Raw genomic sequence first — 26870 nt, forward strand, 5'->3', positions numbered from 1 at the left:
ATGGAAGTGAACATACATCCCAGCTGGAAGCAGGTATTACAAGAAGAATTTAATAAGCCGTATTTCAGTCAGCTCACCGATTTTGTAAAGAAAGAATATGCCGAAAATATCTGTTATCCCAAAGGAAAGCAAATATTTTCGGCTTTCGACCATTGTCCGCTGGACAAGGTGAAAGTAGTTATCATCGGACAAGACCCCTATCACGGCGAAGGGCAGGCAAACGGTTTGTGCTTTTCGGTACACGATGGCATTGCCCACCCACCTTCACTTATCAATATTTTTAGGGAAATAGGGCAAGATTTAGGTACCTCCTACCCTATCAGTGGCAATTTGGAGCGCTGGGCATCGCAAGGAGTTTTGCTGCTGAACGCTACTCTCACCGTAAGAGCCAACGAAGCTGGTAGCCACCAAAATAAAGGGTGGGAAACTTTTACTGACGCTGTTATTAAAGCAGTTTCAGCACATTGTAACAATATAGTGTTTATGTTGTGGGGTGGTTATGCCAAAAAGAAAACAAGCCTTATCGACCCGGCAAAACATTGTATTCTTACCTCAGGGCACCCCTCTCCTTTGAGTGCAAACAAAGGCTATTGGTTTGGCAACAAGCATTTCAGCAAAGCTAATGCTTATCTTACATCCGTAGGGAAGGAAGCCATAAACTGGTAATTAAGATAGAAAAAGTTATGAGCGTTTATTATCTATCATTCAGCATTGAGCAATATTTAGGTTTTCTCCTTTTTGTAGTCATTTTCCTAATTGGTTTTTGGCTATTCTGCCTTTTATGTATGGTTATTCCTTATTGGTTTATTGGGGCGATAAAAGAGCGACTAAAAGAAAGAAAATCAACTAAAAGCAATATGCTTTCCCAAAAAAACTAACTACTGATGACATTAAAAGAGAGAATACATAACCTTCCCATTATCAAGCAATTCATAAGCTTTTTGAAAAGTATTCCTTTAGCTAAGAATGCTTTTTCATTATATGATTTGCTCGAACTGTATACCGCAGGGATTATTAGAGGTGCACTTACCTATCGGGCGAGCGCTATCTCGTATAGTTTTTTCTTGGCAATCTTTCCTTTTTTGCTATTCATTTTAAACTTAATCCCTTATATTCCTATCGAAAATTTCCAGGGAGACTTTTGGGCTTTTATTGAAGATATGCTTCCCCCAGGTACGCACGATTTCTTTTCGGATATTTTTTTCGATATCGCCGATAAAAAACGTGGCGGCTTGTTGTCTTCGGTATTTTTTCTTTCTATTTTTTTAATGACCAATGGTATTATGGCAATTTTTGGAGGTTTTGAGTATTCGTACCATCGACAAATCACACGCACCTATATCAAGCAATATCTCTACGCCCTAATGGTAGCAATTATTTTGGCGCTTCTTGTTCTATTTGCTGTGGTTGTATTCATTTATTACGAAGTGTATTTAGTGCCTTACCTCGATAAAATCAATTTTATTACCGATTACGAAACGCTACTTAAAATATCGAAAATAGTTTTCGTCGCGCTGATTACCTACTTCGGTACAGGACTGCTGTTTTACTTCGGCACAGTTGAAGGCAGGGAAAGTAAGTTCTTTTCAGCAGGTTCGCTCTTTACAGTGTTATTGTTCGGCGTGACAACCTATTTGTTCGGTATTTATATTGAGAATTTTTCTCGCTACAACCAGCTGTATGGGTCTATCGGGGCATTACTTATCTTCCTGCTTTATATATGGTTAAATGCCAACATATTGTTATTGGGGTTTGAACTAAATGCTTCGCTTCTGAAACTTAAAAAACACGACTGATGTATTTTGTAGATGTAATCTTGCCGCTTCCGCTTTCTAAACTTTTTACCTATCGTATTAATGAAAACGAAGCACATTTCTTACAAATGGGAATGCGCGTGGCTGTTCCATTCGGTAAATCGAAAGTATACACAGCCATAGTACATCATATACATACGGTCGAGCCTTCTTATGACACCAAAGATATTGAATATATCTTAGATGAAACGCCTATCGTTACTCCTCAGCAAATAGAACATTGGCAATGGATAGCCGATTTCTATATGTGCACTTTAGGGGAAGTACTAAAATCAGCCTTGCCATCGGCTTTTTTATTAGAAAGTGAAACAATAATTGAAATTGCAGAAAAAGAATTAAATTCAGCACTCTTTACCGATGACGAGTGGCAGGTATACGAAGCCTTACATTACAAAACAGCCCTCAAAGGCAGTGAAGTGAGCAAGATAATCCCCAAAAACAAGGCACTGAAAGTGATGAAGAGCTTGGTAGAGAAAGGATCTGCTCGCATTTCCGAAAGAATATTTGAGAAATATGTACCAAAACTCATCAAATACATTCGTTTATCTTCTGAATATCGAACCGAAGAAGGCTTGCAAAAAGCCTTAGAACTTTTGAAGCGGTCGGAAAAGCAAAAGAAGCTGATAATGGCTTATTTTAATTATATCAACAGAGAAGTATTGCCTTTAAAAGCAGAAAAATTATTAGAAGAAGCCAGTGTATCGACAACAGTATTAAAATCAGTAATAGAAAAAGGCATTTTTGAAGAATACTACTTACAGAAAGACCGCGTTAGCTTCGCTGATAGTGATGTTTCGACAAAAAAGATACTCAATGAGGTACAAGAAGAAGCTCTTCATCAAATTCAGAAACAGTTTCAGACTAAAAACACAGTTCTTTTACAAGGGGTTACCGCCTCTGGGAAGACTGAAATTTACATTGAACTTATCGACCAATATTTAAAGGCAGGGAAACAGGTACTCTATCTTCTTCCTGAAATCGGCTTGACGGTTCATCTTATCAACCGATTGAAGAATCACTTTGGCAAGAGCCTTTCAGTATATCATTCTAAATATAGTACAAACGAACGGGTGGAAGTTTGGAATAATGTACTAAATAATAATCCCAAAGCGCAATTGGTTGTAGGTGTTCGCTCATCAGTTTACTTGCCTTTCAAACAATTAGGGCTTGTAATCATTGATGAAGAGCACGATAATTCTTATCGACAGTTTGAACCAGCCCCTCGAATGCAAGCACGGGACACTGCTATTATGTTGGCAAACATTTTCAAAGCTAAAACTTTGCTGGGTTCGGCAACGCCTTCGTTGGAGAGTATGCACAACGTGAAGACTGAAAAGTACGGATTTGTATACTTATCAAAACGCTACGCAGATTTCCTTCCTCCCATTATTGAGCTTATCGATATTAAGGATAAGCACCATCGCAAACGTATGAACGGGCATTTTTCCGACATTCTGATAAAAGAAATTACGAATACTTTATCGCAAGGGAGACAGGTGCTTCTCTTTCAAAACAGAAGAGGTTATGCTCCTATTGTGCAGTGTATGCAATGTGGCACGGTGCCCCAATGTCCGCATTGCGATGTAAGTCTCACTTTTCATCAAAGCAGTAATCAGTTGCGATGCCATTATTGCGGTTATGCAATTCCTATGCCCAAAGCCTGTATAGCTTGCGGAAGTGTTGATTTAAGAACAAAAGGCTTCGGAACAGAGCAAATTAGTAAAGAATTAGAAGTGCTTTTCCCGAAAATAGCTATAGACAGAATGGATCAGGATACTACGAATGGTAAATATGGATATGAAAAAATATTATCGAAGTTCGAGCAACAAGAAACGCAAATATTAGTAGGTACTCAAATGATCACGAAAGGATTAGATTTTGAAAATATAGGCCTCGTAGGCGTAATGAATGCCGATGCTCTCATTCATTCTCCTGACTACCGAGCTTACGAAAGGAGTTTTCAGCTATTATTGCAAGTATCAGGGCGTGCGGGAAGAAGTGCCCAACAAGGAAAAGTATTGATACAAACCTATAACCCACAGCACCTCGTAATTCAGCAAGTATTACAAAATGATTTCAGAGGAATGTATGAGAGTCAGATAGAGGAACGCCAATCCTTTTTATACCCCCCTTTTGTACAAATGATAAAAATAACTCTCAAACACAGTAATTTTAACCAAGTAAATGAAAGTGCTGAGTGGTTTGCTAATACACTTCGTGAAGTTTTTGCTTCTCAAAGAGGGATAGACGTCTTAGGTCCTGAATTCCCTCCTATTTCTCGTATCAGAAATGAATATCTGAAAGATGTCTTGGTGAAAGTACACCCCTCAGAAGTGTCTTTACGTCACACTAAAGAGCATATCAGGCGTATTGAAACTAGTTTTCAAGCTATCAGCAACTTTCGTGCTATTCGGGTAAGTTATTTGGTGGAATAATTACTATTTATTTGAGATATGAATGTTCTTTCTAAAAATATCTAGATAAAAAATAAGAGGCTATCTGAATTGGATAGCCTCTTGTTCTTTTTAAAAATCTTTCTATTTGTTGTAAACGCTTTCTTTTTTGAAGTGTTTAGCCAACAAATAATAAACAACTGCACGGTGTTTATTTCTGTTTGATTTACCGTATTTTTCTAAGACAGCTTCAATAGCTTTGTCTAACTCAGGACCGTCTTTCAAACCTAATTTTTTGATTAGGAAGTTTTGTTTTACACGGTCTAACTCTGCTTGGTCAGAGCCTGATACTTTAGAAGCATCGGCGTTGTAGATAGAAGGACCTAAGCCCACAGTTACTTTTGTTAAGAACGCTACATCTGGGTTCTTTTCACCACATTTTTCTTTCAAATCTTGGGTGTACACAGCAATTAATTCATCACGTTTACTCATAATTTTTTATATTTAAAATTATTAATGCGGTAAAGGTAGTCATTTTTTCAATACCTCAAAATATTTTAACAAAACTTTATCATTTATTTTTCTTGGTGTATGGATTTCTAACAGCTTAGGTCTCTCTGATACTTCGAAGAAATTGCTTAAATCTTTCTGTAAATCAGATAGATTAGTTGCTAACTGATAGCTAATGTCATACATTTTACAAAAATGTTCTGCGGTAAGCCTATGAGGTGTCTCAAAGAAGTATTCAAAGTTAGGGTCAGCTTTATCACCGGGTAGTATTCTGAAAATACCTCCGCCTTGATTATTGAGGAGAATCACTCTAAAGTCTTGTGGAATATATTTGTTCCAAAGAGCATTGCTGTCGTAAAAGAAACTCAAATCACCTGTAATGAACACTGTGGGCGATGCGCTTCCTACAGCAGCCCCAATAGCAGTGCTCATACTACCGTCGATACCGCTAGTACCTCGGTTGCAAAACACCTTCCAAGAAGGGTGTGCTTTTATCAGCTGGGCGTACCTAATTGCAGAACTATTACTTATCTGTATAATATAATCACTAGGAATATTACTGAATACCTCACTGTACACTTTAAAATCGGAAAAAGGCATTTGGCTGATATACTCTAAATGTATTTGCTGTATCTCGTTTTTCACCTCTAACCACTGCTGTTGATAAGTAGAAGAAACATTAACCAAATTAGGGGTTACTTCCCTCAAAAAAGTATTGATATCCGCTTTAAAATGAGCTGTTAAACAGAAATACGAATCATAGCCTTTGTGCAAATCTACATTATAGTGATAAGTAGGTTTATAACTACGTAAGAACTGTTTTATCTTTTTGGAAACTACCAAGCCTCCAAAAGTAAGTAATAAATCAGGTCGTAAGGCTTCTTTTAGAGCTAGGTCTCTTTCGGTATAAGTGAGCAATTTATCTATATAAGGAATAAAATGGGAGTGGTGCAAGTTAGATGTAGTTTCTGTCAGTACCAATACCGAAGGGTCTTTAGCAAGCCACTCTACATATTGTGCTTCTACACTATTAGGAGCCAACACTCCTACTAATACCATTTTTTTAGCTGAATCGTTCCAATGTTTCACGAAATCAGAGGCTCTTCTCTCATTAATAATAGGTTTCTGTGGTTTTGCAGCTATATTCTTAAAAAGATAGTGCTCTTCCGTAGTGAGGTATAAGGGTTCTTCAAAAGGTACATTGATGTGCACCGGCAATTGCTCCTCTATAGCTGTATTCAGTGCCTTGTTTAGCTCGTAAAAATTACTTTTATCGCTATGTGCTTCATCGGATAGATTGGCATTATAGGCACTGTGGTTTGCTAGTACATTCACCTGACGTATGGTTTGCCCGTCGCCTATATCTATTTTACTTGAGGGACGGTCGGCTGAGATAACCACCAATGGTATATTGCTGTAAAAAGCCTCTGAAAAAGCAGGATAGTAATTCAGCAAGGCAGAGCCTGATGTACACACCACTGCCACAGGTTGCTGTAATTGCTGAGCAATGCCCAGAGCAAAAAAAGCAGCACAACGCTCGTCTACGATGCTGTAACAGTTAAAATAAGGGTCGTTGGCAAAGCCAATAGTCAGAGGGGCATTACGCGACCCTGGTGAAATAACAATGTGCTTTACTTGTTTGACTTTACAGGCTTCTATTACATATTGTGCTAATTTTATTTGAGGTCTTTTCATCTATTTGGTGCGCTTTTTATGCTGATAATACTCGTATAAGGCTACCTGTGAGCGCAAAGAAGGGGTAGTATGAGGGCGATAGGTATTGTCTTGTGCCTCGTTAATTATACGTGCCTTTACATTGTCTGCCCAACTTATTTCGAAGGTGTCTATCAACTCTTGCTGTATTGCTTTGTCGTAAATAGGGCAACCTACTTCTACTCTGAATGAAATATTGCGCGTCATCCAGTCGGCTGAAGAGATGTAAAATTTAGGATTGCCTCCGTTGGCAAAGATAAACAAACGTGGATGTTCCAAGAACTTATCAACTATACTTATTACCTCTATATTCTCACTCATTCCTTCGATTCCTGGCACCAAACAGCAAATACCACGTACAATCATTTGTATTTTTACTCCTGCACGGCTGGCTTCGTATAGCTTGTCTATCATCTTGTAGCTGGTGATGTTATTCATCTTCAGCTTGATATACGCCTCTTTGCCCGCCTTAGCATTCTTGATTTCTTCGTCTATCAGGTGTTTGAGTTGCTTTTTGGTATAGTGTGGAGACACTATCAGATGCTTGAATTTTTGCACATTGTAGTTGGTATCAAAGAAGTTAAAAATTTTGTTCACCTCTTTGAGTATCTCCTGATTGGCAGTAAAAAGCGTATAATCAGTATAGATTTTAGCAGTACTTTCATTGAAGTTACCGGTGCTGATAAATCCATAACGTTTTAGTTCTTTACCTTCTTTACGTTCAATCACACATATTTTACTGTGTACTTTCAGTCCGCGTACGCCAAAGATGACTTTTACACCTTCTGTTTTTAGCTGTTCAGCATATCGTATATTCGATTCTTCATCAAAACGAGCTTGCAATTCTATCTGTACGGTTACTTGTTTGCCATTTTTCACTGCATTGATAAGTGAATTAACTACTTGTGAGTTCTTCGCCAAACGGTAAATGGTTATTTTTACCGATTTTACCTTAGGGTCAAGGGCAGCTTCCCTCAAAAACCATATAATGTTAGAAAAAGTATGGTAAGGTGTGTATTGCAAATAGTCTTTTTCAGCAATTTTCTTTAGCAAACTCTCTTCTGAGGTGAGTCCTTGTACAGGCAGTGGCTGTATAGAGGCATATGTCAAATCCTTGCGCCCTAAGCTGGGGAAGTTCATAAAGTCGCGACGGTTATGGTAGCGCCCTCCTGGGATTACGCTGTCGGTTTTCATAATACCCATTTTCTCTAATAAAAATTGCAAGGTGTCCTTGTCTATCATCTTGTCGTACACAAAGCGCACCGGCTCGCCTTTGCGTCTGTCTTCTATACTGGTCGAGAGTTTCTCGATAAAGCTCTTGCTCAAATCATCGTCTATGTCCAATTCGGCATCACGGGTGATTTTAATCATATTTGCCGTAAGCGATTCGTAATTGAAAATATTAAATATCTTGTGCAAGCAAAAGCGTATCACATCATCAAGCATAATAATATAATGCTTATCCCCTATTTGAGGCAACTCTATAAAACGGTCGAGGGTAGCAGGCAACTCAATAAGGGCGTACTGTATTTTTTCTTTATAAACACGTGATGAAAAGAACTTTTGTACTCCTGAGGCTTTTTCGTCTTCTTCTTTTAGGGTCATTTTCACTGCCAAATACGCCACATCGTCTTTCAGTTGTGGGAACTTCTCTAAATCGTTAAGGATAATAGTAAAAAGGGCGGGGCGTACTTTGTCGTAGAAATAGCTATTTACAAAGGCTTCGTGCTCGGGTAATAACGTTTTTTCATCTACCATAAATATCTGCTCTTTCTCCAATTCCTTGGTAATAGTAGCAATAATTTTCAAGCTCTCTTCTTGTAGCTGTATTACCTCTTTGGTAATTTCTTCCAAGAGCTCTTTGGCGTGTACCCCCAGTTCTTTATCTGAGGTTTCGTTCATCGCCACACGCTTTACAGTAGCGTAACGCACTTTAAAGAACTCATCTAAGTTGTTCGAGAAGATACCCGCAAAACGCAAACGCTCCAATAGGGGCACTCGCTCATCGGCTGCCTCTTGAAGTACGCGTGCATTGAATTTTAGCCAACTCAATTCGCGGTTGATATATTGATTTTTTATCTTCATTTTACTTCATTTTGAGCCATTTCCATACCTCTCTATAGCTAGCTTTTTTGCCGTACATCAAGATACCAATGCGGTATATCTTAGATGCTAATTTAATGACCGCAAAGAAAGTGAGATACAAAATAACGAGGGAAATCAGTACTTCCCACCACGCTACCCCAAACGGTATGCGCATCAACATTACTACGGGCGAAGTGAGAGGTATGTATGAAAATACTACCGAAATCGTACCGTGAGGCTCTTCAATTACTGAGAACATACCTACATAAAAGGCTAATATTAGCGGTAATAATATAGGCATTAGGAACTGTTGTGTGTCAGTTTCGTTGTCTACCATTGCGCCAATCATCGCATAAAGCGAACTGTATAGCAAATAACCTCCTATGAAAAACAATAGGAACACCACAAAGGTTTCAGCAAAAGGAAAATGGTACAAAGCAGCCACTATATTGTTGATTTCCGACACGTTACCCGCTCCTTGTACCGCTTGGGCAGAGGTATTTACTTCAAAGAAGGAGGGTGCTAATGCCAACAGTACACCTCCTATAACTATCCATATCGCAAACTGGGTAAGACCTGCTAATGAAGTACCCAATATCTTGCCTAACATTAGTTCAAAAGGCTTAACTGATGAGATAATGATTTCCACAATGCGATTAGTTTTTTCCTCTATCACACTGCGCATTATCATATTACCATAGATGATGATAAACATAAAAATAAGATACCCCGCTATGCCTCCAATGGTTATTTTCATTACGTTATCCAACTCCGAGGTCTTCTCTCCCGTAAAATTCTCCATTTGTATGCTTATATGCGTTTTAGCGGCATCTATCTCCTTTTTGTCAATTCCTTTTTTAGTAAGGTTATGCTGAAAAAGTGTCCGCTCCATAGCATTAATAAGCTCACTGGTAAGCGATAACGAAGGCGACTCTTCACTATAAAAAGCAATATTTTGGTTGCCATTATCAGGGATATACAACAATCCGTATTTGCTTTTTGCCAACACTTCGGCTTTGGCATCTTTGAGTGAAACATTGCTGAGATATTCGTACTGAATAGTCTCGGTATTCTCAAAAGTGTTGGTATAGAGTCCACTCTCGTCTACAATCACAATATCCTTAGCCTTGCTCTTATTGTTTACGTTGGTCAAAAAACCAATCACAAGCGCAAAGATAACCACTATCAGCGGACTTACGAACGTCATTATTACAAACGACCTATTACGTATTTTATTCAAGTACTCTCTTCGAGTAATAATTCCTAAGTATTTCATCTTAATTTGTCAATTTATGCTATCTAAAAGTCTCTTTTGCGTCGCTACAGCTCCTCCTCTTGGGGGTTAAAAATCTATATTCAATAAAGAACCTTCCCTCTCTTTATTCATTTACTCCGTTATAGCAGACAACCTTTCAGACATCTTATACTATTCTTTCAATTTATTAATGGTCGATATAAAAATCTCATCTACTGAGGGAATAGACTCTACAAAATGTGTTACTTCGGCACGTGTAGTGAGGTATTGCAACAAATCGTTAGCCGTTTGTCCCTCTTTCTTCTGGATATGTAATTTTAACTCGTCATATAGCGTTTTAAAATTTGTCTCACTCACTTCAAATTGGCTTTTAAGTTCAGCTAAGAGAGCTGTTTTCTGCTCTTCAGCAACTTTTAAACCTACTTCATACAAGTTGTTTTTATAAGCCCTCTTAATGTCGATGAGCTTACCATCTAATATCTTACGTGATTTATTGATTAGCGCAATATGGTCGCACAACTCTTCAACCGATTCCATTCGGTGAGTAGAGAAGATAATCGTTGCTCCTTGCTCCCGTAAATATAGAATTTCGTCCTTGATAATATTCGCATTAATGGGGTCGAAACCGCTAAAAGGCTCGTCGAATATCAGCAGTTTAGGGTTGTGAAGTACAGTTACCAAAAATTGAATTTTCTGTGCCATACCTTTGGAGAGCTCTTGTACTTTTTTGTGCCACCAATCGCCAATATCAAGGCGGTTGAACCAAAATTTAAGTCGCTCCTTAGCTTCTTCCTTGCTCAATCCTTTCAGTTGTGCTAAATACAAAGCCTGCTCACCTACCTTCATCGTTTTGTACAAACCACGCTCTTCCGGTAAATAGCCTATTTGTGCCGTATGCTTAGGTTGTAACAGCTCTCCGTCGAAGAACACCTTACCCGCATCGGGCAATACAATTTGGTTGATAATACGTATCAGTGAGGTTTTTCCCGCCCCATTAGGTCCCAGCAGACCAAAGATACTCCCCTTAGGGATATGTAACGACACATCGTCTAAAGCCGTATAGTCGCCGTATTGTTTACTAATATTTTCTATTCTAAGCATTTATTTAATGGTTACTGATAAATGATTAACAATTAATTCCAAAGTGCAAAGATATAGCAATTCAAACTCAAAAGCAAATATTTGTCATTGGTTTGTATTCGGTAACTTTGCTAATGGTTGTTCTATGTTACAAAGTTTTTTTGCGTTTTTCTCGCAATATACCCCATTTTAACACTTTTTTCTCAATAATAAGAAGAGCGTTTTTTATGAGTTGATATACAGCATACTAAGAGCTTATCTTCGCCTTAGCTTCGGTTTAGGTTCGCCTTACCTTCGCTCTTCCTTCGGTTGAGATGGCTCAAAAGTAAAAGATAAAAATTTAAATAATATGTTCTTTATCAATATTTTGTATTTTTGAGGTTTAAAATAAGACCTTGTGGTATAAATTTAAAAAATCTGCGGTATTTAATATTCTTTAACAGAAAAATCTCAGTACATTTTAGCTCATTACCCCAAGCCCTAATCCGCCCTATTCTATTCACTCAATCATCATTATTAGTATTATTGGCATTTCCAGTATCAACTTTGGTATTATTGGTATTATTGGCATTAACTCGGTATTAATTTTATAAATAACTTGTCGTTTTAAATAAAAATCGTACTTTTGCATCTCAAAAATAAATACTAATGATTGCTTTAAATTTTATATGGAATTCTAATGAGATTCTCGCCTCTTTAAACCTACCTTTTATAGGTACTTTTTCACTTCGCTATTACAGCTTGATGTTTATTGTGGCTTTTAGCTTGGGGTGGTTTCTCACTAAAAAAATATACCTCAACGAAGGCAAAACAGTACAACAACTGGACACCTTGTTCGTTTATACCGCTATAGCTACCTTAGTAGGCGCACGTTTAGGCGATTGCTTATTTTACAATTGGGATTATTTCAAAGACCACTTGCTCGAAATCTTTTTACCTATTAAAGAGAAACCCGGTGGCGGTTGGGAGCTTACAGGCTTTTCAGGTTTAGCAAGTCACGGAGCTGCCGTAGGTATTATTATCGCAATGATACTATATGTGCGTAAGTATAAAGATATTAGCCTATCGTGGATATTAGACCGCGTGGTGATTCCTATCACTATCGGAGGTATGTTTGTGCGCTTTGGTAACTTTTTCAATTCCGAAATCAACGGCAAAATAGTAAGCAATACTTATCCGTTAGGGGTGAAATTTGTACAAGGCGGAGCTATCTCTCCCCGTCGAGCAATGGCTATTACTGAACAAACCGACCCTCAAACTGCTTATAAACTCATTGCTCACGACCCTCGTTATGCTGATATTTTAGCTTCTATCCCTTACCAACACCCTGCACAATTATACGAAGCCTTTGGCTATTTTTGCTTGTTTTGGGTACTGTGGTATGTGTATTGGAAAACTGACAAAAAAGATCAACCTTACTTCATCTTTGGACTATTTTTAGTAGCCTTGTGGAGTATTCGTTTTGCAGTAGAATTTGTAAAAGAAAGTCAAGGAGGTTTCGAAAGCTCTCTCGGCTTGCTCTCTACTGGTCAGTGGCTCAGTATTCCATTTATCTTAGCAGGTTTCTACTTGTTATTCAGAAATCGCATCGAAACACGTAAGTATTAATATTAATTTTGTGAACATTTTAGAACTTAATTAGAGTTAAAATTTAAATTTTATAATTAGAATGCAATTTTTTAGAAAACACTTTGTAACTGTAGCATTAGTATTGGTAGCCTTAGCAGCTATTGCTCTTATTTTACCTCGTTTCTTCTCTAATGAGAGTAATAGAGTACAAGAAATAGAAATCACTCCTCAGGATATTGATTTTACTCGGGACGGTGAAGTCTCTATCTTTAAGAACGACTCTCTTATCCAAACTATTGAAGTTGAATTTGCTAAAAACGATGAGGAGCGTGCCTTAGGACTAATGTACCGCTCTTCAATGGACGAACATCAAGGAATGTGGTTTATTTTTCCAGAAGAAGCTCCTCGTTCTTTCTATATGAGAAATACTGAAATACCTTTGGATATCATCTATCTAGATAAAGATAAAAAGGTGGTTAGTATAGCTAAAAACGCTCGCCCTTACGACGAAACCTCTTTACCCTCAGAGAAACCCGCTATGTATGTATTAGAAATCAATGGAGGATTGTCCGATAAATGGGGAATTGAAAAAGGCGATAGAATGGAAGTAAAATAAGTACTCCTATTTGCAAATATGGAAGAACAAGTAATATTAGTGAACGAACACGATACTCCCATAGGCTTAATGGGGAAGCTTGAAGCACACCAAAAAGCCTTATTACATAGGGCTTTCTCAGTATTTATACTCAACGATAAAGGGGAGATTATGCTACAACAAAGAGCTACGAGCAAATATCATTCGCCTAACTTGTGGACGAATACTTGTTGCAGTCACCCACGTCAGGGCGAGACAACTATTGAAGCAGGTAAGCGTCGCTTACAAGAAGAAATGGGGTTTGTTACTGAACTTACCGATATATTGAGTTTTATCTACAAAGCCCCTTTTGATAACGGGCTTACAGAGCACGAACTCGACCATATTCTCATAGGATACTATAACGCCTCCCCTACTATCAACCCTGAAGAAGTAGCCGATTGGCGTTGGGAACTTCCAGAAAAGATAAAGGAAGATATTGCTAAGCACCCGCATCGGTATACTGAATGGTTTAAGATTATTTTCGATAAATTCTTACATCAAGTACTAAAAGGATAAACAAAAGAGGCTATTTGAAAAATCAAATAGCCTCTTTTATTATTTATAATCATTAATTTATCCCTTCTTCGCAAAAAACTCTTCTATACCTTTATTCTCTTTTTTCTTGCTTCTATATTTAAAATAATAAGCTAACATCTTGTAATAAAGTTTAGCTGCCAAGAAAGCTGTAGGCTTAGCCTGCGGACTATCCATTAGTTCTACAATGTCAAACGCTACCACATTACATTTTTTAAACACTTTACGTAAGAGTTTAAGAGTAGGGTACCATTGCAATCCTCCTGGTTCAGGAGTGCCTGTTGAAGGTGCGATAGCAGGATCGAAAGCGTCTAAATCTATCGTGATATATACATTCCCCGATACTTTGTCGAGTACATCATCAATCCACTCTTTATTTTTAGCTATTTCGTGAGCGAAAAATACACGCCCTTTTGGTAAATATTGCTTTTCTTCTACATCCATCGAGCGAATACCTACTTGTACTAATTTATGTTTTTGGTTAGCTTCAAATACGGCACAAGCGTGATTAGAGGTTGAACCGTGATACTCAGGGCGCAAATCAGTATGGGCATCAAGCTGCAATACTGTAAGCTTTTCATACTTTTCACCTACGGCACGTATAGAACCAATAGACACTGAGTGTTCCCCACCAAAAAGAGTAAAAAGCTTATCTTCGTGCTTCAATAGTTCTTGGGTCTTTTCATAAACCGCTTGTGTCATTGCCTCTGGCGAACTGTTTTCGCTTACTTCACCTGCTAAAAACACTCCGTTGAGATAAGGCTCGGTATCCGTTTCAATATCGTATAGTTCCATATTTTCTGAGGCATCTAAAAACAGTTCAGGTCCTTTATCGGCTCCTTTACCCCAAGTAGACGTACCATCATAAGGTACTGTTACCAGCATTACTTTCGAGTTTTCCAGCGTTGCATTTTCTGTTGGAATACCTGCATATGTTCTTTTCATTATCTGATTTATTTAATAAATAGGGTACAAAGATAATAAAAAAATCCTAAGTTCAAACACTTAGGATTTTTTTAACGCACAACACTACTAAGATTATAGGTCTATCGCAATCGGTCTGCTGATTTTACGAGCTTCTCGTCCCGTCTGATAGCCTTGTTGGCTAAAAACAAAAAAACGATAGAAAGCACGGGTACGAAAACCCCAACACCTTTCTCCGAAAGCAAGCCTTCTCCAGATGAGTTTAGCATTCGATATACAAATATTCCTAGTAAAGTAAAATTTATAAGGACGTTCAGCCAGTTAAGCCACTGCTGAACACTTCTTTTCTTATATTTAAATATGGTGTATAGAGCCAATATTGCTGTTATCCCTAATAAGATACTCCTAAGCCAATCTATACTAAAAAGCATCGGGACGGCTACGGTAGCTACAATCACTACCAACAGCATATAAATAGTTTGTATTCTCTGAATCATTCTTTTTTGTTTTGAACGTGCAAATATAGTACTTTTTCTAAAACTTGAAAAATATTTTACTTTAATTTATCAAAACCATTACCATAAACCCCCATTACGTTGGTCTTCGTTACAAAGGCAGCAGGGTCTATTGTTCGCACCAAACGGAAGATAGAAGTAGCCTCTGTACGGCGAGCTATTACAATCACTATTTTTTGTGAGGATTTAGAATACCAACCTATCCCATCGATAATAGTACAGCCACGTTTGAGTTCACTATTGATGTGGTTCGCAATCTCATCATAGTGTTTAGAGAAGATAAACAACTGCACCGACTGTCTTGCTCCATTGATAACAATTTCTACCATCTGCCACATCAGTGGTAAGAGGATAAGTCCATAAATAGTCTTTTCAAGTGAATTGTCTTGGCGTTCCAAAATGAAGAAAGATGATAGCACGATACACACGTCCACCACCAAAAGAATACGCGCTATACTGATGCTGTAATACTTAGTGATAACAAAGCCTATTATATCAGTGCCTCCTGTACTTCCGTTAGCTGAATAAACCAATCCTAAACCTGTACCGCATAGCAATCCTCCCATAATTACATTTAAGAAGTCGTCTCTCAAAGGAGGGTGTTCTATAAAATAAGGCATTAAATACTCTTTCCCAGCCCAAATCAATCCCGATAGAATAGTTATAGAGATGAGTGTTCGGTAGGTGAATTGCTTACTCATTGCTTTAAAGCCTATCACCAAGAGTATAAAGTTGATAATCCAATAGGTAATAGCCAAGTCGGCTCCTAACTTATAATTTAGGATAAGACAGATACCTGCCAAACCTCCCGTTACTATCCCATTAGGCATTATAAAGCCTGTAATCCCTATCGCATATGATATAAGCCCTAAGATGATAATAAGATAATCCTTTATGTAAAAAGACTTTAGGTATTTAATAGTCTTGCTATCTGCTATTGCCATAACACTACTTTAATTTTACAATGATTCTTTAGTCGTTTATTTTTTAGGCGCAAAAGTACTATTTTTAATTGAATGTGCAAACCAAAACCGAAAAAGTGTTTTTATTATTGCAAACTCTCTTTTATACGTCTTATAGCTTCTCGCAAATCTTTCTCAGAAGCGGCATACGAAAAGCGAATACAATTAGCATCACCAAAGGCTTCACCCGTAACAGTAGCTACCATTGCTTCTTCTAACAGATACAAAGAGAAGTCGGTTGCGTTATGGATATTGCGACCTCTTAGGGTTTTGCCAAAGAAAGACGATACATCGGGGAACACATAAAAGGCACCTTCGGGGACGTTGAGTTTAAACCCGTCAATCTCACTTAGGAGTTGTAATACTAAATCTCTACGCCTTTTAAACTCGTCTACCATATATTGTATTTTGCTCTTAGGTGCTTTCAGGGCAGCAATAGAAGCGCGTTGAGCTATGGCATTAGCACCGCTGGTTATTTGTCCTTGTACTTTGGTACAGGCTTTAGCAATCCATTCAGGAGCACCCATATAGCCTATACGCCAGCCGGTCATTGCAAAGGCTTTGGACATTCCATTTACGGTGATAGTACGTTCATAGAGTCCATCAATTTCGGCTACACTGGTTACTCTCTCATTGGTGAAGTTGATATACTCATAAATCTCATCAGATAGAATGAAGATGTTAGGGTGTTTTCTAAGCACTACGGCAAGAGCTTCTAATTCTTCTTTGCTGTATATAGAACCACTGGGGTTACAAGGGGTATTAAACCATACCATTTTAGTTTTAGGAGTAATAGCCTCTTCCAACTGAGCTGGAGTTATTTTGAAGTCGCTATCAATGGTTGTGTGAACCTCTATGGGAACACCTCCTGCCATTTTAGCTATTTCCTTATAACTTACCCAATAAGGAGCAGGAAATATCACCTCGTCACCAGGATTGAGCATCGCCAAGGCTACATTTGCCAAGCATTGTTTAGCTCCCGTAGATACTACTATTTGTGACGGCTTGTAATGAAGGTTATTGTCGCGTCTGAACTTTTCACAAATCGCCTCTCTCAATTCCAAATAACCATCGATAGGAGTATATTTACTGTAGTTCTGTTGTACTGCCTCGATAGCTGCTTCTTTTATAAAATCAGGGATATCGAAATCGGGTTCGCCTAAGCTAAGACCAATGATGTCCTTGCCTTCGGCTTTTAGTTCACGTGTTTTGGCTGCCATTCCTAAGGTAGCCGATACTTCCATAGCGTTGATACGGTCGGACAAATACTGTTTCATACTGTTTTAAAAAGTTTATTTCAGTTCTAATTCTACCCATACAGGTAAGTGGTCGGAAGGATAGAGACCATCGATGCGGGTTTCTATAATTTTATATTGTTTTACTTTTATAGACTTCTGAACAAAGATAAAATCTATGTGTCCTTTTAAAGGTTCATCGGTTTTAAAAGCATTGAAAGTACCCATATTAGGTGTTTTATTAGTGGGTGATAACTGGGTATCGTACAACTGAGATGCTATTTTTTGTACGGCAGGGTGCTCAGTAGGAAGATTGAAATCACCCATTAAGATGACTTTTCCGCTCTTGGCAATCTCCTTGATTTTTTGCAATACCAAGTCAGCACTTTGTACCTGAGCTACCTTGCCTTCGTGGTCGAAATGGAGATTGAACACCCAAAAGGTCGTCTTCTTATCTTTGAGTTTCACCCAAGAGCAGATGCGGTTACAGCAAGTAGCGTCCCAGCCTAAGGAAGGCACCTCAGGAGTTTGAGAGAGCCAAAAGTTCCCCTTGTCGAGCAAGGTAAAACGTCCTTTTTTGAAGAAAATAGCCGAATGTTCACCCGCTTCTTTGCCGTCGTCACGCCCTACACCTTCACGCTGATAAGTAGGGAAACGCTCTTCCAAAAATTTAAGTTGGTGTGGTAAGGCTTCTTGTACTCCAAAGATATCGGGGTTTGCCTCTGTAAGCACTGTAAATACCTTTTCTTTCCTATTGCCATCAGTCCAAGCGTTTACACCGTCTTGAGGAACTTCGCAACGAATGTTATAAGTCATTACGGTTAGGTCTTGCGCTATGGAAAAAGTAGGCAAGACACATAAAATAAATAATAATGGTTTCATAATATTGCTATTTTAAAATTATTAATTATTCTTTTCGGTAAATAGGGTAAATAGGTTTATTTTTGCCTTCTTCTTTCCCTAAAATACTATCAAAAAAGTTCCAATTAAAGAAAGAATCAGGTGCTTGAGGTTCTAAGGTTTCTAACAGATAGTGTTTAGCAGGTTGCGCTACCTCAATAAGATAATCGCCTTTGTAAAGTTGTACTTTTTCTTTCTGAGGACTCACTTGTGTTTGGTGATGCAAATAATGCCCCTCAAACGGATAGGTATAAGTTTTAAAATTCTCAATGCGATAAGATGTTACATTCATCAGCGTATCTTTCTCTATTTCTGTTATTGCTACACCGTTAGCTTTTAGGCGATCAATTACTCTTTGCCATACTTTAGGAACGATATAACTTTGAGGAATACTAACACTCTGCACGGGTTTAAAATGATTGTAAAGAGGTTTTTCATCTACTTTTGTATATTGAGTGGAATCTATTTCCCATTCCAACGAATATTCTTTTTGTGCATTATCAGCCTCTGTTTGTTTGATTTTTACTTGCTTGATATACTGATTGTCAGCATCGGCTATTTCTACAAGGGTCTTCATCATCTCATAGTTAGCTTCTACGCGTTGTTTGTAGGGTTTCTGCCCATTAGTATTAATGCGGATACTCATACAGTTCCACAAGCTGACATAACCAGTGGCATATCGAGGAATATCGGGGTGTGAGGATAAGGTTAATTGCTTAAAAGGGGTTCTCAAACTATCGCTTTGGAAAGGGAGTTGCCTTTTTTCTAACTGCTGAGAGAGACGTGGCAATAAAGCATCACGTATATAACCTCCTGTAAAAACACCTAACTTCTCAATTTGTGAGGTAGAATAGCTTAACACATAAGAAGCATTAGCTACATCAGTTACGTGGTTATCAATAAAGATATCTGGCTGTACTTCTTGTAAGATTTTAGCAAATGAGAAAGTATTCTCTACATCAGCTTTTACAAAATCGCAGTTCAAATTATAGTTTGCTTCACTGTTTTTCTTACCTGTGAGCATTCCGCCTATATTATACACTGGGATAGTTACTACTATCACATTTTTGGAAAGCTTGATTTCATTCTGCGCCAAATTACGAAAGAGCAACATAGTAGCGTCCACTCCATCAGGTTCGTTGCCGTGAATAGCATTATTAATAAAAACAATGGTTCTATCTTTGTGATACTTGGAGAGATTGAACTCGGCATCGGGACTGTAGATTACCAGGTGCAATGGCTGACCATTATCGGTTTGCCCCATTGTTTTAAAGGAAATAGAAGCAAACTCTTTCGATAAATCTTTGTAGTAGTCTATTACTTCCTCATACGATGAGCTCTTGGTACCATCAGTTTGCTCAAAGGGTGTTTGGTAGTTCTCCCTTGGAGAGAAGAAAGGTGTATCACAACCCTCAAAAGCCACAGCTAATATTATATAAGCAATATATTTCACTTCTATTTTTAACATATTATTCTTTCAATATTTATTTTTTAGCAATTGATTGACCTTATACCTTTGTCGAACAAACTTACCTTATAGCCTAAGGCTTTGGCATCATTGGCACTATAAGCTACACAAAAATCACCTGCTAAGCCACAAAATACGAGTTCTGTAATGCCTTTGTCTTGCAAAAAGCCGTGTAATCCTGTGTTGTTCTGTTTATTATTATCAAAAAAAGCACTGTAACTATCCACTTCGGGATTCATTCCTTTGCGAAAGATGGCTGCAATGGGGCGAATATCTAAATCTTTATGCAGTTCAGCTCCGAAAGTACCTTGCACACAGTGGTCAGGCCACAGTATTTGGTCGATACCTCCGAGCTGTATTACTTCAAAAGGCTTTTTTCCTGCGTGCTGACTTGCAAAACTTTTATGAGTAGCAGGGTGCCAATCTTGTGTTGCAACAATAAGGTCATACCCTTGTGTCATTTCGGCATTGATAAAGGGAATTATTTGGTCGCCTTGAGGTACAGGTAATGTACCGGTAGGCATAAAATCGTTTTGAACATCTACAATTACAAGTGCTTTCATAGTAACTCTTTTTCTAAACTAATGATTAATGGTTAATGATTAATAATTAATGGTTAATGGCGAGTTAGGAGGGTTTATACGAAATCTTATGTGATAAACGGTGCGAGCCACACGGGCAGTCATAGCACGACAGGCAGATAATGAAAAGACGAACAAATGACGGTGCGAGCCGCACGGGCAAATAAGCAATGAACGAACAAAAGACGAACAAAAGACGAACAAAAGACGAACAAAAGACGAACAAAAGACGAACAAAAGACGAACAAAAGACGAACAAATGACGAACAAATGACGAACAAATGACGAACAAATGACGAACAAATGACGAACAAATGACGAACAAATGACGAACAAATGACGAACAAATGACGAACAAATGACGAACAAATGACGAACAAATGACGGTGCGAGCCGCACGGGCAAATGAACAATGAACGAACAAATGATGGTGCGAGCCACACGGGCAAATGAACAATGAACGAAGAAAAGGTATAGTAAAGTTATTGTTATATTGGAAATAAAAAGTACTTTACCTCGCTTCTTCTACATTTCTATCAATCTCCTCTACCTTTGGCTTTTGTGGCAAAGGTACAGCTTTTTTGAATATTATTGCTATCTTTGCCAAAAAAATATTTTACCAATGCACTTTTTATCAGAAGATTTAGAAAATTACGCTTGCGAACATACTGACAGCGAACCTCCTTTACTGCAAGAACTCAGTAGGCGCACTCACCTTACTGTATTGCAACCGAGAATGATTAGTGGTCATTTACAAGGGCGTTTCCTCAGTTTGCTCTCTAAATTGATACAGCCTAAAACCATTTTGGAAATAGGCACTTACACGGGCTACGCAACCCTCTGTTTGGCAGAAGGGTTGGCAGTTGATGGTGTCTTGCATACTATCGACATCAAAGAGGAACTCACTGACCTGCAAAGGGAGTTTTTTGACCGGAGTGGCTATGGGGCGCAAATTGTGCAACACTTAGGCAAGGCAACCGATATTATTCCTACTCTCAGCACTACTTTCGACCTTGTTTTCATAGATGCTGACAAACAGAATTACGCTCATTATTTTGATTTGGTGATAGACAAAATGAACTCAGGAGGTGTTATCCTCTCTGACAATGTGTTGTGGAGTGGTAAAGTAGTGCAAGAAGTAAAGCCTTCGGATAAACATACCCAAGCCTTAATGGCTTACAACCAAAAACTAAAAGAAGACCCTCGTATAGAGACAGTGCTACTCCCCATACGGGACGGTATTACCATATCGAGAGTAAAATAGAGTGATTAAAAAATTAATCCTCATTTTTATATTGTTATTTGTTAATTATTTTATACCTTTGTACCTGTTTTAAAAAGCAATTCATTGGATGAGAATATTCTTAGCAACCATATTTCTGATACTTAGTAGTCCTCTTCTGCGTGCGCAAGATACTACCCACAAAAAGGATTTAAAAGTGGGATTGGTACTCAGCGGTGGAGGTGCGAAAGGGTTAGCACATATAGGGGTACTAAAAGTGTTGGAAGAAGCAGGGGTGCGCATCGATTACATCGGGGGTACGAGTATGGGGGCTATGGTAGGAGCTATGTATGCAGCGGGATATTCAGCTAATGAGTTGGACTCTATCTTCCGTCAGTTAGACTTTGATAAACTCCTGCAAGACAAGACTTCACGCCGTGCTAAATCATTACACGAGCGCTATATATACGACCGTTATGCAGTAGCATTGCCTTTCAATAACTTCAAAGTAGGGTTGCCTCGTGCGGTATCAAAAGGACAAAACATCTACAACGAGTTTGTGAAACTACTCTATCCGGTGAATGAAATCTATGATTTTTCGCAGTTACCCATTCCTTTCTTGTGTGTAGCAACGGATATAGAAACAGGTAAAGGAGTAGTACTCGAAAACGGTTTCTTGCCTCAAGCGATACAAGCAAGCGGTTCGTTTCCTTCGCTATTCGATTTGGTAGAAATAGATGGTAAATGGCTTACCGATGGCGGTATTGCCGATAATTATCCGGTAGACGAAGTTAAGAAAAAAGGAATGGATATTATCATAGGGGTAGATGTACAGAGTCCGCTAGCAAAACGAGAGGAGATTAACTCTTTTTTGAGTATTTTTTCGCAGATTACTACCTTCCCGATGATAGATAATATGCCAAAAAAAATAAAAGAGACCGATGTGTACATCAAACCTAATATAGAGGGATTCAACGTTATTTCGTTTGATAAAGGAGAGACAATCATCAACAATGGCAAAATAGCAGCGGAACATTTTCTACCAAGATTGCGTGAGATTGCAGCTCAACAAAAACATACAGAGGAAAGAGAACGAATACAAAAGATAGATTCCTTTTACTTAAAAGACGTCCATTTTCATAACAACGAACACTTTTCGCGTAGTTATTTGCGCGGTAAACTACACTTGAAATATTTAAACCGTAAGATTTCGTTCGAGCAACTGAACGACGGAATCGACAACTTGATGGCTACTAACAATTTCCATTCTATCAATCACCAGATTAGGCACACATTTGAAGGGGAACATATAGACTTTTATTTAAGAGAGAATCCGCAACGCACCTTTTTGAAATTTGGGATACATTATGACAATCTGCTAAAAACAGGGTTCTTGATGAACTATACTCGGAACTATTTCTTACAAAGCAGTGATTTTCTTTCACTCGACCTTATTGTAGGAGATAACATACGCTATCAGTTTGATTATTTTGTGGATAAGGGATTTTACATCAGTTATGGATTGCGATCTAAGTTTGTGCAATTCGACCGAAAGCTGAACACAAAACGCTTGTCTAACTACCGAATAGAGCAGTCGGAGCTCAACCGAATGGACGTAGAGGCTTACGACTGGGTAAATCAGCTGTATTTGCAAACACTTTCGGGTAATGGTTTTGTATTTGGCTTAGGAGTAGAGCACCGTAAAATACAGTTTGATACTGAGCAAGTGTATTCAATAAGTTCAGCGACTTCGTATTCGGAAAAGAGTCATATAGGCAGTTTGTATTCTTATCTTAAATACGACAGCTTTAACAATAGCTTTTTCCCCAGTAGAGGGGTGTACTTCAATACACAGTTCAATTTTTATGCACTTGCCTCTAACTACTCAGATTTTAACAAATTTACAACGGGTAAAACAGAGTTATCATTTGCTTTTCCTATCTTGCCAAGATTGAGCGCACGAGTAGGATTAGAAGGTGGTGTTACCATAGGAGGCTCTAATGTATACTCATTAGACTTCTTTTTAGGAGGGTATAACAAGAATGTATTTACGAACTATTCACCTTTTTACGGCTATGATTTTTGAGTATTGGTGCTAAAAACTACTTAAAATCAGAATTGGTAATAGATATCCAACCCTTTAAGAAACAACACTTGCTATTATTAGCGAATATTGCTAAAGCAGACAATAATCTTTTTGAGAGCTTTGAGTGGAAGAAATACCCAGACTATTCGGGGTATGGGATAGGATATAGCATTGAGAGCTTTTTAGGTCCTATAGAACTGAAGTGCACTTACTCACCTGAAATACGACAAGCGATATGGCTGTTTAATATAGGGTACTGGTTCTGATTAGGTAAAAGATAAAAGGTAAAAGGTAAAGCCAGCGAGGGCTCACAGCTGGGTATGTGAATAAAAGGTAAAAGCGGTAGCGACTAAATACTAACAACTGATAACTGATGACTAAAAACTAATAATTAATAAATATAATGAAAATAACAGAGTTAGAACCAAAACAGTTATGGGCGAACTTTGCGAGCTTGAATGCCGTGCCTCGTCCATCAAAAAAAGAAGAGAAAGTCATTGCTTTTATGGTGGCTTTTGGCAAAAGTTTAGGACTTGATACCTACCAAGACGAAACGGGCAATGTAATCATTAAAAAGCCCGCTACGGCAGGAATGGAAAACCGCAAAACAGTAGTGTTACAATCGCACCTCGATATGGTACACCAAAAGAACAATGATACGGTGTTCGACTTTAGTAAGGAAGGTATCAAAATGTTAGTAGATGGCGACTGGGTACGTGCTGATGGTACAACTTTGGGAGCCGATAACGGTATTGGGGTTGCGAGTATTATGACTATCTTACAAAGTAAGGATATCCCCCACCCTGCTCTTGAAGCTCTCTTTACTATTGACGAAGAAACAGGAATGACGGGTGCTAAAGGGCTCAAAGGCGGATTGCTCTCTGGTGATTTTCTTCTCAACTTAGATACTGAGGAAGACGACGAAATTGATATAGGATGTGCCGGTGGTGTAGATGTATCGGCGTTTAGAGAGTACGACGTGATAGATACGCCTGATAATTCAGTAGGCTATATACTTACCATAAAAGGATTGCACGGCGGACATAGTGGTACAGATATCCATAAGGGCTATGCTAATGCTAACAAACTGATGAACCGTATATTATTCACTTGTACTGAGAAATTTGGTTTGCATATTGCAAGTGTAGATGGAGGCGGTTTGCGCAATGCTATTCCGAGAGAAAGCGTAGCGGTGGTAACTATTAATAAAAACGACGAAGTAGCTTTTAAAAAAGAAGTAGCTACGCTTACCCAAGCTCTCCAACACGAGTATTCAGTAACTGAACCGACTCTTACAGTATTACTTGAACCTACTGCGGTACCTGAGAAAGTAATGGAAGAAGAAGAACAAGAAGATGTGTTACGCGCTCTTTACGCAGCCTTCAACGGGGTGTACAAAATGAGTCAGACGATTGCTGACCTTGTAGAAACCAGCAATAACGTAGCAAGGGTACAAATTAAAGACGGCGAAATAAACGTGTATTGCCTCACTCGTTCAGCTTCAGAAACTTCTAAATATGATTTGGCTGATACGATTCGCAGTAGTTTTGAGTTAGCTGGATTTGAAGTAGAATACACTGGTAGTTACCCAGGTTGGGAGCCCAAAGTAGATGCTGAAATCTTGAAGATTGTAAAAGCACAATACAAAACGCTCTTCGGTGAAACGCCTAATGTAGTAGCTTGCCACGCAGGCTTAGAATGTGGCATTTTAGGAACCCACTACCCCGAAATGGAAATGGTGAGCTTTGGTCCTACTATCAAAGGGGCACACTCGCCAGCTGAAAAGGTAAATATAGCTTCTGTACAGAAGTTTTGGAAGTTCTTACTAGCGATATTGCAACATATTCCTAACAAATAAGAACAAGTATACAGTTACTTATATAAAAAAGGGGAAGCTATCTAATTGATAGCTTCCCCTTTTTGAAATATTATACACTTTTTATATTACTTATTTAAGGCTTCCGACCATATCTTCAGGGCGTACCCATTTGTCGAAGTCTTCCGGAGTTACATAACCTAAACGCACAGCTTCTTCTTTAAGAGTAGTACCATTGCGGTGAGCCGTTTGCGCTATTTCGGCTGCTTTGTAATAGCCAATCTTAGTGTTAAGAGCTGTAACAAGCATTAACGAGTTATCTACTAATTCCTTAATACGTTTGTAATTAGGTTCAATACCACTTGCACAGTGTTCTTCAAATGATACACAAACATCTCCTATCAACTCAGCTGATTTAAGGAAGTTAGAAGCCATTAATGGTTTAAATACATTTAATTCATAATGACCTTGTGTACCTCCTATTGAAATGGCTACATCATTACCCATTACTTGAGCTGCCACCATTGTCATAGCTTCACATTGGGTAGGATTTACTTTACCGGGCATAATAGAGCTACCAGGTTCGTTAGCAGGAATAAGGATTTCGCCTATACCTGAGCGAGGTCCTGAAGCCATCATACGAATATCGTTTGCAATCTTATTGAGTGATACGGCTAATTGTTTAAGAGCTCCGTGGCTTTCGACAATTGCATCGTGAGAAGCTAAAGCTTCAAACTTATTAGGAGCGGTTACAAAAGGTAGACCGGTGAATTTAGCAATGTATTCAGCTACTTTCACATCGTAACCTTTAGGGGTGTTGAGCCCTGTACCTACGGCTGTACCTCCTAAGGCTAATTCTGAAAGGTGAGCTAATGTGTTTTTAAGAGCACGCAAACCGTGGTCGAGTTGAGATACGTAGCCAGAAAGTTCTTGCCCCAAAGTAAGTGGTGTAGCGTCCATAAGGTGAGTACGACCTATTTTTACTACATCTTTAAAAGCTTCGGATTTAGCAGCGAGAGTATCGCGTAGTTTCTGAACACCAGGAATAGTTTTCTCAACTACCATTTTATAGCAAGCGATGTGCATACCGGTAGGAAAAGTATCATTAGACGATTGTGACTTGTTTACATCGTCATTGGCTTTTAATACAGGGTCGCCTTCACCTATTTGTTTACCAGCCAACACTTGAGCACGATTGGCAATCACTTCGTTCACGTTCATATTAGATTGTGTGCCTGAACCGGTTTGCCAAATTACTAATGGGAATTGGTCGTTGAGTTTGCCTTCGAGAATTTCATCGCAAACTTGAGCGATAGCATCGCGTTTTTCGGCTGAAAGCACTCCTAAATCGAAGTTTGCATAAGCGGCAGCCTTTTTAAGGTAAGCAAAACCACGGATAATTTCAATCGGCATAGAAGCGGGTGCACCGATTTTAAAGTTGTTGCGTGAACGCTCTGTTTGTGCTCCCCAATATTTATCGGCTGGCACTTTCACTTCACCCAAAGTGTCTTTTTCAATTCTATAACTCATTTTGTTTGTATTAGTTAAAATAATCTTCTTTTAAAAACGCT

General features: G+C 38.5%; 21 protein-coding genes and 1 pseudogene. 9 read left to right on the forward strand and 13 right to left on the reverse strand.

Annotated features, from left to right (window positions below; genetic code table 11):
• The 3 genes from ung to priA all read left to right on the forward strand — a co-directional run bounded on the left by ung (nucleotide 1) and on the right by priA (nucleotide 4249).
• On the forward strand, nucleotides 1–666 hold the full coding sequence (ung, locus tag HW279_RS09730) for a uracil-DNA glycosylase (RefSeq protein ID WP_178958826.1): 666 nt from the start codon (nucleotides 1–3) through the stop codon (nucleotides 664–666).
• Between the two features lie 218 nt (nucleotides 667–884).
• Entirely contained in the window at nucleotides 885–1796 is a 912-nt protein-coding gene (locus HW279_RS09735) for a YihY/virulence factor BrkB family protein (protein ID WP_178958827.1), read from the forward strand.
• On the forward strand, nucleotides 1796–4249 hold the full coding sequence (priA, locus tag HW279_RS09740; RefSeq protein ID WP_178958828.1) for a primosomal protein N': 2454 nt from the start codon (nucleotides 1796–1798) through the stop codon (nucleotides 4247–4249). The genes HW279_RS09735 and priA overlap by 1 nt, the downstream gene beginning before the upstream one ends.
• Before the next feature lie 102 nt (nucleotides 4250–4351).
• Here priA and HW279_RS09745 read toward each other — a convergent pair whose 3' ends face one another.
• From HW279_RS09745 to HW279_RS09765, 5 genes are all read right to left on the reverse strand, one after another.
• Entirely contained in the window at nucleotides 4352–4699 is a 348-nt protein-coding gene (locus HW279_RS09745) for a DUF2853 family protein (RefSeq protein ID WP_009419954.1), read from the reverse strand.
• A 39-nt stretch (nucleotides 4700–4738) separates the two neighbouring features.
• Nucleotides 4739–6412, reverse strand: a complete 1674-nt coding sequence (gene menD, locus HW279_RS09750; RefSeq protein WP_178958829.1) for a 2-succinyl-5-enolpyruvyl-6-hydroxy-3-cyclohexene-1-carboxylic-acid synthase — start codon at nucleotides 6410–6412, stop codon at nucleotides 4739–4741.
• On the reverse strand, nucleotides 6413–8515 hold the full coding sequence (ppk1, locus tag HW279_RS09755) for a polyphosphate kinase 1 (RefSeq protein WP_178958830.1): 2103 nt from the start codon (nucleotides 8513–8515) through the stop codon (nucleotides 6413–6415).
• 1 nt (nucleotide 8516) lies between these two features.
• Nucleotides 8517–9791 (reverse strand): ABC transporter permease, encoded by a 1275-nt coding sequence (locus HW279_RS09760; protein ID WP_178958831.1) that lies wholly within the window; start codon nucleotides 9789–9791, stop codon nucleotides 8517–8519.
• 150 nt (nucleotides 9792–9941) lie between these two features.
• Nucleotides 9942–10871: an ABC transporter ATP-binding protein gene (locus HW279_RS09765; protein WP_002672307.1), complete on the reverse strand. Its 930-nt coding sequence runs from the start codon at nucleotides 10869–10871 to the stop codon at nucleotides 9942–9944.
• 627 nt (nucleotides 10872–11498) lie between these two features.
• Here HW279_RS09765 and lgt point away from each other — a divergent pair.
• From lgt to idi, 3 genes are all read left to right on the forward strand, one after another.
• Nucleotides 11499–12458, forward strand: a complete 960-nt coding sequence (gene lgt, locus HW279_RS09770; RefSeq protein WP_009411110.1) for a prolipoprotein diacylglyceryl transferase — start codon at nucleotides 11499–11501, stop codon at nucleotides 12456–12458.
• Nucleotides 12459–12519: 61 nt separating this feature from the next.
• Nucleotides 12520–13035: a DUF192 domain-containing protein gene (locus HW279_RS09775; RefSeq protein WP_009419960.1), complete on the forward strand. Its 516-nt coding sequence runs from the start codon at nucleotides 12520–12522 to the stop codon at nucleotides 13033–13035.
• A gap of 18 nt (nucleotides 13036–13053) precedes the next feature.
• Nucleotides 13054–13572, forward strand: a complete 519-nt coding sequence (gene idi / locus HW279_RS09780) for an isopentenyl-diphosphate Delta-isomerase (RefSeq protein WP_178958832.1) — start codon at nucleotides 13054–13056, stop codon at nucleotides 13570–13572.
• Between the two features lie 57 nt (nucleotides 13573–13629).
• Here the strand turns inward: idi and speB are convergent, their stop codons facing one another.
• The 7 genes from speB to pncA form a co-directional block, all read right to left on the reverse strand.
• Nucleotides 13630–14535, reverse strand: a complete 906-nt coding sequence (gene speB / locus HW279_RS09785) for an agmatinase (protein ID WP_048748020.1) — start codon at nucleotides 14533–14535, stop codon at nucleotides 13630–13632.
• 101 nt (nucleotides 14536–14636) lie between these two features.
• On the reverse strand, nucleotides 14637–15011 hold the full coding sequence (locus tag HW279_RS09790; RefSeq protein WP_002672326.1) for a DUF4293 domain-containing protein: 375 nt from the start codon (nucleotides 15009–15011) through the stop codon (nucleotides 14637–14639).
• A 56-nt stretch (nucleotides 15012–15067) separates the two neighbouring features.
• Complete coding sequence (locus tag HW279_RS09795; protein ID WP_009411114.1) at nucleotides 15068–15973, reverse strand: YitT family protein; 906 nt, start codon at nucleotides 15971–15973, stop codon at nucleotides 15068–15070.
• A gap of 104 nt (nucleotides 15974–16077) precedes the next feature.
• Nucleotides 16078–17268 (reverse strand): pyridoxal phosphate-dependent aminotransferase, encoded by a 1191-nt coding sequence (locus tag HW279_RS09800; RefSeq protein ID WP_178958833.1) that lies wholly within the window; start codon nucleotides 17266–17268, stop codon nucleotides 16078–16080.
• A 15-nt stretch (nucleotides 17269–17283) separates the two neighbouring features.
• Nucleotides 17284–18108 carry an endonuclease/exonuclease/phosphatase family protein gene (locus HW279_RS09805; RefSeq protein ID WP_178958834.1) on the reverse strand — a complete coding sequence of 275 codons (825 nt, stop codon included), beginning with the start codon at nucleotides 18106–18108 and terminating at the stop codon, nucleotides 17284–17286.
• Between the two features lie 25 nt (nucleotides 18109–18133).
• Nucleotides 18134–19594: a M14 family zinc carboxypeptidase gene (locus HW279_RS09810; RefSeq protein ID WP_178958835.1), complete on the reverse strand. Its 1461-nt coding sequence runs from the start codon at nucleotides 19592–19594 to the stop codon at nucleotides 18134–18136.
• Nucleotides 19595–19617: 23 nt separating this feature from the next.
• Nucleotides 19618–20157, reverse strand: a complete 540-nt coding sequence (pncA, locus tag HW279_RS09815; protein ID WP_016479475.1) for a bifunctional nicotinamidase/pyrazinamidase — start codon at nucleotides 20155–20157, stop codon at nucleotides 19618–19620.
• 640 nt (nucleotides 20158–20797) lie between these two features.
• Here pncA and HW279_RS09820 point away from each other — a divergent pair.
• The 3 genes and pseudogenes from HW279_RS09820 to HW279_RS09830 all read left to right on the forward strand — a co-directional run bounded on the left by HW279_RS09820 (nucleotide 20798) and on the right by HW279_RS09830 (nucleotide 25341).
• Nucleotides 20798–21439, forward strand: coding sequence for an O-methyltransferase (locus tag HW279_RS09820; protein WP_178958836.1), 642 nt, complete (start codon nucleotides 20798–20800; stop codon nucleotides 21437–21439).
• 88 nt (nucleotides 21440–21527) lie between these two features.
• Nucleotides 21528–23749: pseudogene (locus HW279_RS09825) on the forward strand (patatin-like phospholipase family protein).
• Nucleotides 23750–23886: 137 nt separating this feature from the next.
• The gene (locus HW279_RS09830) at nucleotides 23887–25341 is read left to right on the forward strand and encodes an aminoacyl-histidine dipeptidase (RefSeq protein WP_178958837.1); all 1455 of its coding nucleotides are present in this window, start codon (nucleotides 23887–23889) and stop codon (nucleotides 25339–25341) included.
• A 90-nt stretch (nucleotides 25342–25431) separates the two neighbouring features.
• Here the strand turns inward: HW279_RS09830 and fumC are convergent, their stop codons facing one another.
• Nucleotides 25432–26829 (reverse strand): class II fumarate hydratase, encoded by a 1398-nt coding sequence (fumC, locus tag HW279_RS09835; RefSeq protein WP_178958838.1) that lies wholly within the window; start codon nucleotides 26827–26829, stop codon nucleotides 25432–25434.
• Nucleotides 26830–26870: the final 41 nt, after the last annotated feature.

Source organism: Capnocytophaga sp. oral taxon 903 (genome assembly GCF_013394785.1).
Lineage (GTDB): Bacteria > Bacteroidota > Bacteroidia > Flavobacteriales > Flavobacteriaceae > Capnocytophaga > Capnocytophaga ochracea.

What these genes read in the sequence shown, in the direction of transcription:
- ung (WP_178958826.1), top strand. Translation starts at nt 1, where the DNA reads ATGGAAGTGAACATACATCCCAGCTGGAAGCAGGTATTACAAGAAGAA.
- HW279_RS09735 (WP_178958827.1), top strand. Translation starts at nt 885, where the DNA reads ATGACATTAAAAGAGAGAATACATAACCTTCCCATTATCAAGCAATTC.
- priA (WP_178958828.1), top strand. Translation starts at nt 1,796, where the DNA reads ATGTATTTTGTAGATGTAATCTTGCCGCTTCCGCTTTCTAAACTTTTT.
- HW279_RS09745 (WP_009419954.1), bottom strand. Translation starts at nt 4,699, where the DNA reads ATGAGTAAACGTGATGAATTAATTGCTGTGTACACCCAAGATTTGAAA.
- menD (WP_178958829.1), bottom strand. Translation starts at nt 6,412, where the DNA reads ATGAAAAGACCTCAAATAAAATTAGCACAATATGTAATAGAAGCCTGT.
- ppk1 (WP_178958830.1), bottom strand. Translation starts at nt 8,515, where the DNA reads ATGAAGATAAAAAATCAATATATCAACCGCGAATTGAGTTGGCTAAAA.
- HW279_RS09760 (WP_178958831.1), bottom strand. Translation starts at nt 9,791, where the DNA reads ATGAAATACTTAGGAATTATTACTCGAAGAGAGTACTTGAATAAAATA.
- HW279_RS09765 (WP_002672307.1), bottom strand. Translation starts at nt 10,871, where the DNA reads ATGCTTAGAATAGAAAATATTAGTAAACAATACGGCGACTATACGGCT.
- lgt (WP_009411110.1), top strand. Translation starts at nt 11,499, where the DNA reads ATGATTGCTTTAAATTTTATATGGAATTCTAATGAGATTCTCGCCTCT.
- HW279_RS09775 (WP_009419960.1), top strand. Translation starts at nt 12,520, where the DNA reads ATGCAATTTTTTAGAAAACACTTTGTAACTGTAGCATTAGTATTGGTA.
- idi (WP_178958832.1), top strand. Translation starts at nt 13,054, where the DNA reads ATGGAAGAACAAGTAATATTAGTGAACGAACACGATACTCCCATAGGC.
- speB (WP_048748020.1), bottom strand. Translation starts at nt 14,535, where the DNA reads ATGAAAAGAACATATGCAGGTATTCCAACAGAAAATGCAACGCTGGAA.
- HW279_RS09790 (WP_002672326.1), bottom strand. Translation starts at nt 15,011, where the DNA reads ATGATTCAGAGAATACAAACTATTTATATGCTGTTGGTAGTGATTGTA.
- HW279_RS09795 (WP_009411114.1), bottom strand. Translation starts at nt 15,973, where the DNA reads ATGGCAATAGCAGATAGCAAGACTATTAAATACCTAAAGTCTTTTTAC.
- HW279_RS09800 (WP_178958833.1), bottom strand. Translation starts at nt 17,268, where the DNA reads ATGAAACAGTATTTGTCCGACCGTATCAACGCTATGGAAGTATCGGCT.
- HW279_RS09805 (WP_178958834.1), bottom strand. Translation starts at nt 18,108, where the DNA reads ATGAAACCATTATTATTTATTTTATGTGTCTTGCCTACTTTTTCCATA.
- HW279_RS09810 (WP_178958835.1), bottom strand. Translation starts at nt 19,594, where the DNA reads ATGTTAAAAATAGAAGTGAAATATATTGCTTATATAATATTAGCTGTG.
- pncA (WP_016479475.1), bottom strand. Translation starts at nt 20,157, where the DNA reads ATGAAAGCACTTGTAATTGTAGATGTTCAAAACGATTTTATGCCTACC.
- HW279_RS09820 (WP_178958836.1), top strand. Translation starts at nt 20,798, where the DNA reads ATGCACTTTTTATCAGAAGATTTAGAAAATTACGCTTGCGAACATACT.
- HW279_RS09830 (WP_178958837.1), top strand. Translation starts at nt 23,887, where the DNA reads ATGAAAATAACAGAGTTAGAACCAAAACAGTTATGGGCGAACTTTGCG.
- fumC (WP_178958838.1), bottom strand. Translation starts at nt 26,829, where the DNA reads ATGAGTTATAGAATTGAAAAAGACACTTTGGGTGAAGTGAAAGTGCCA.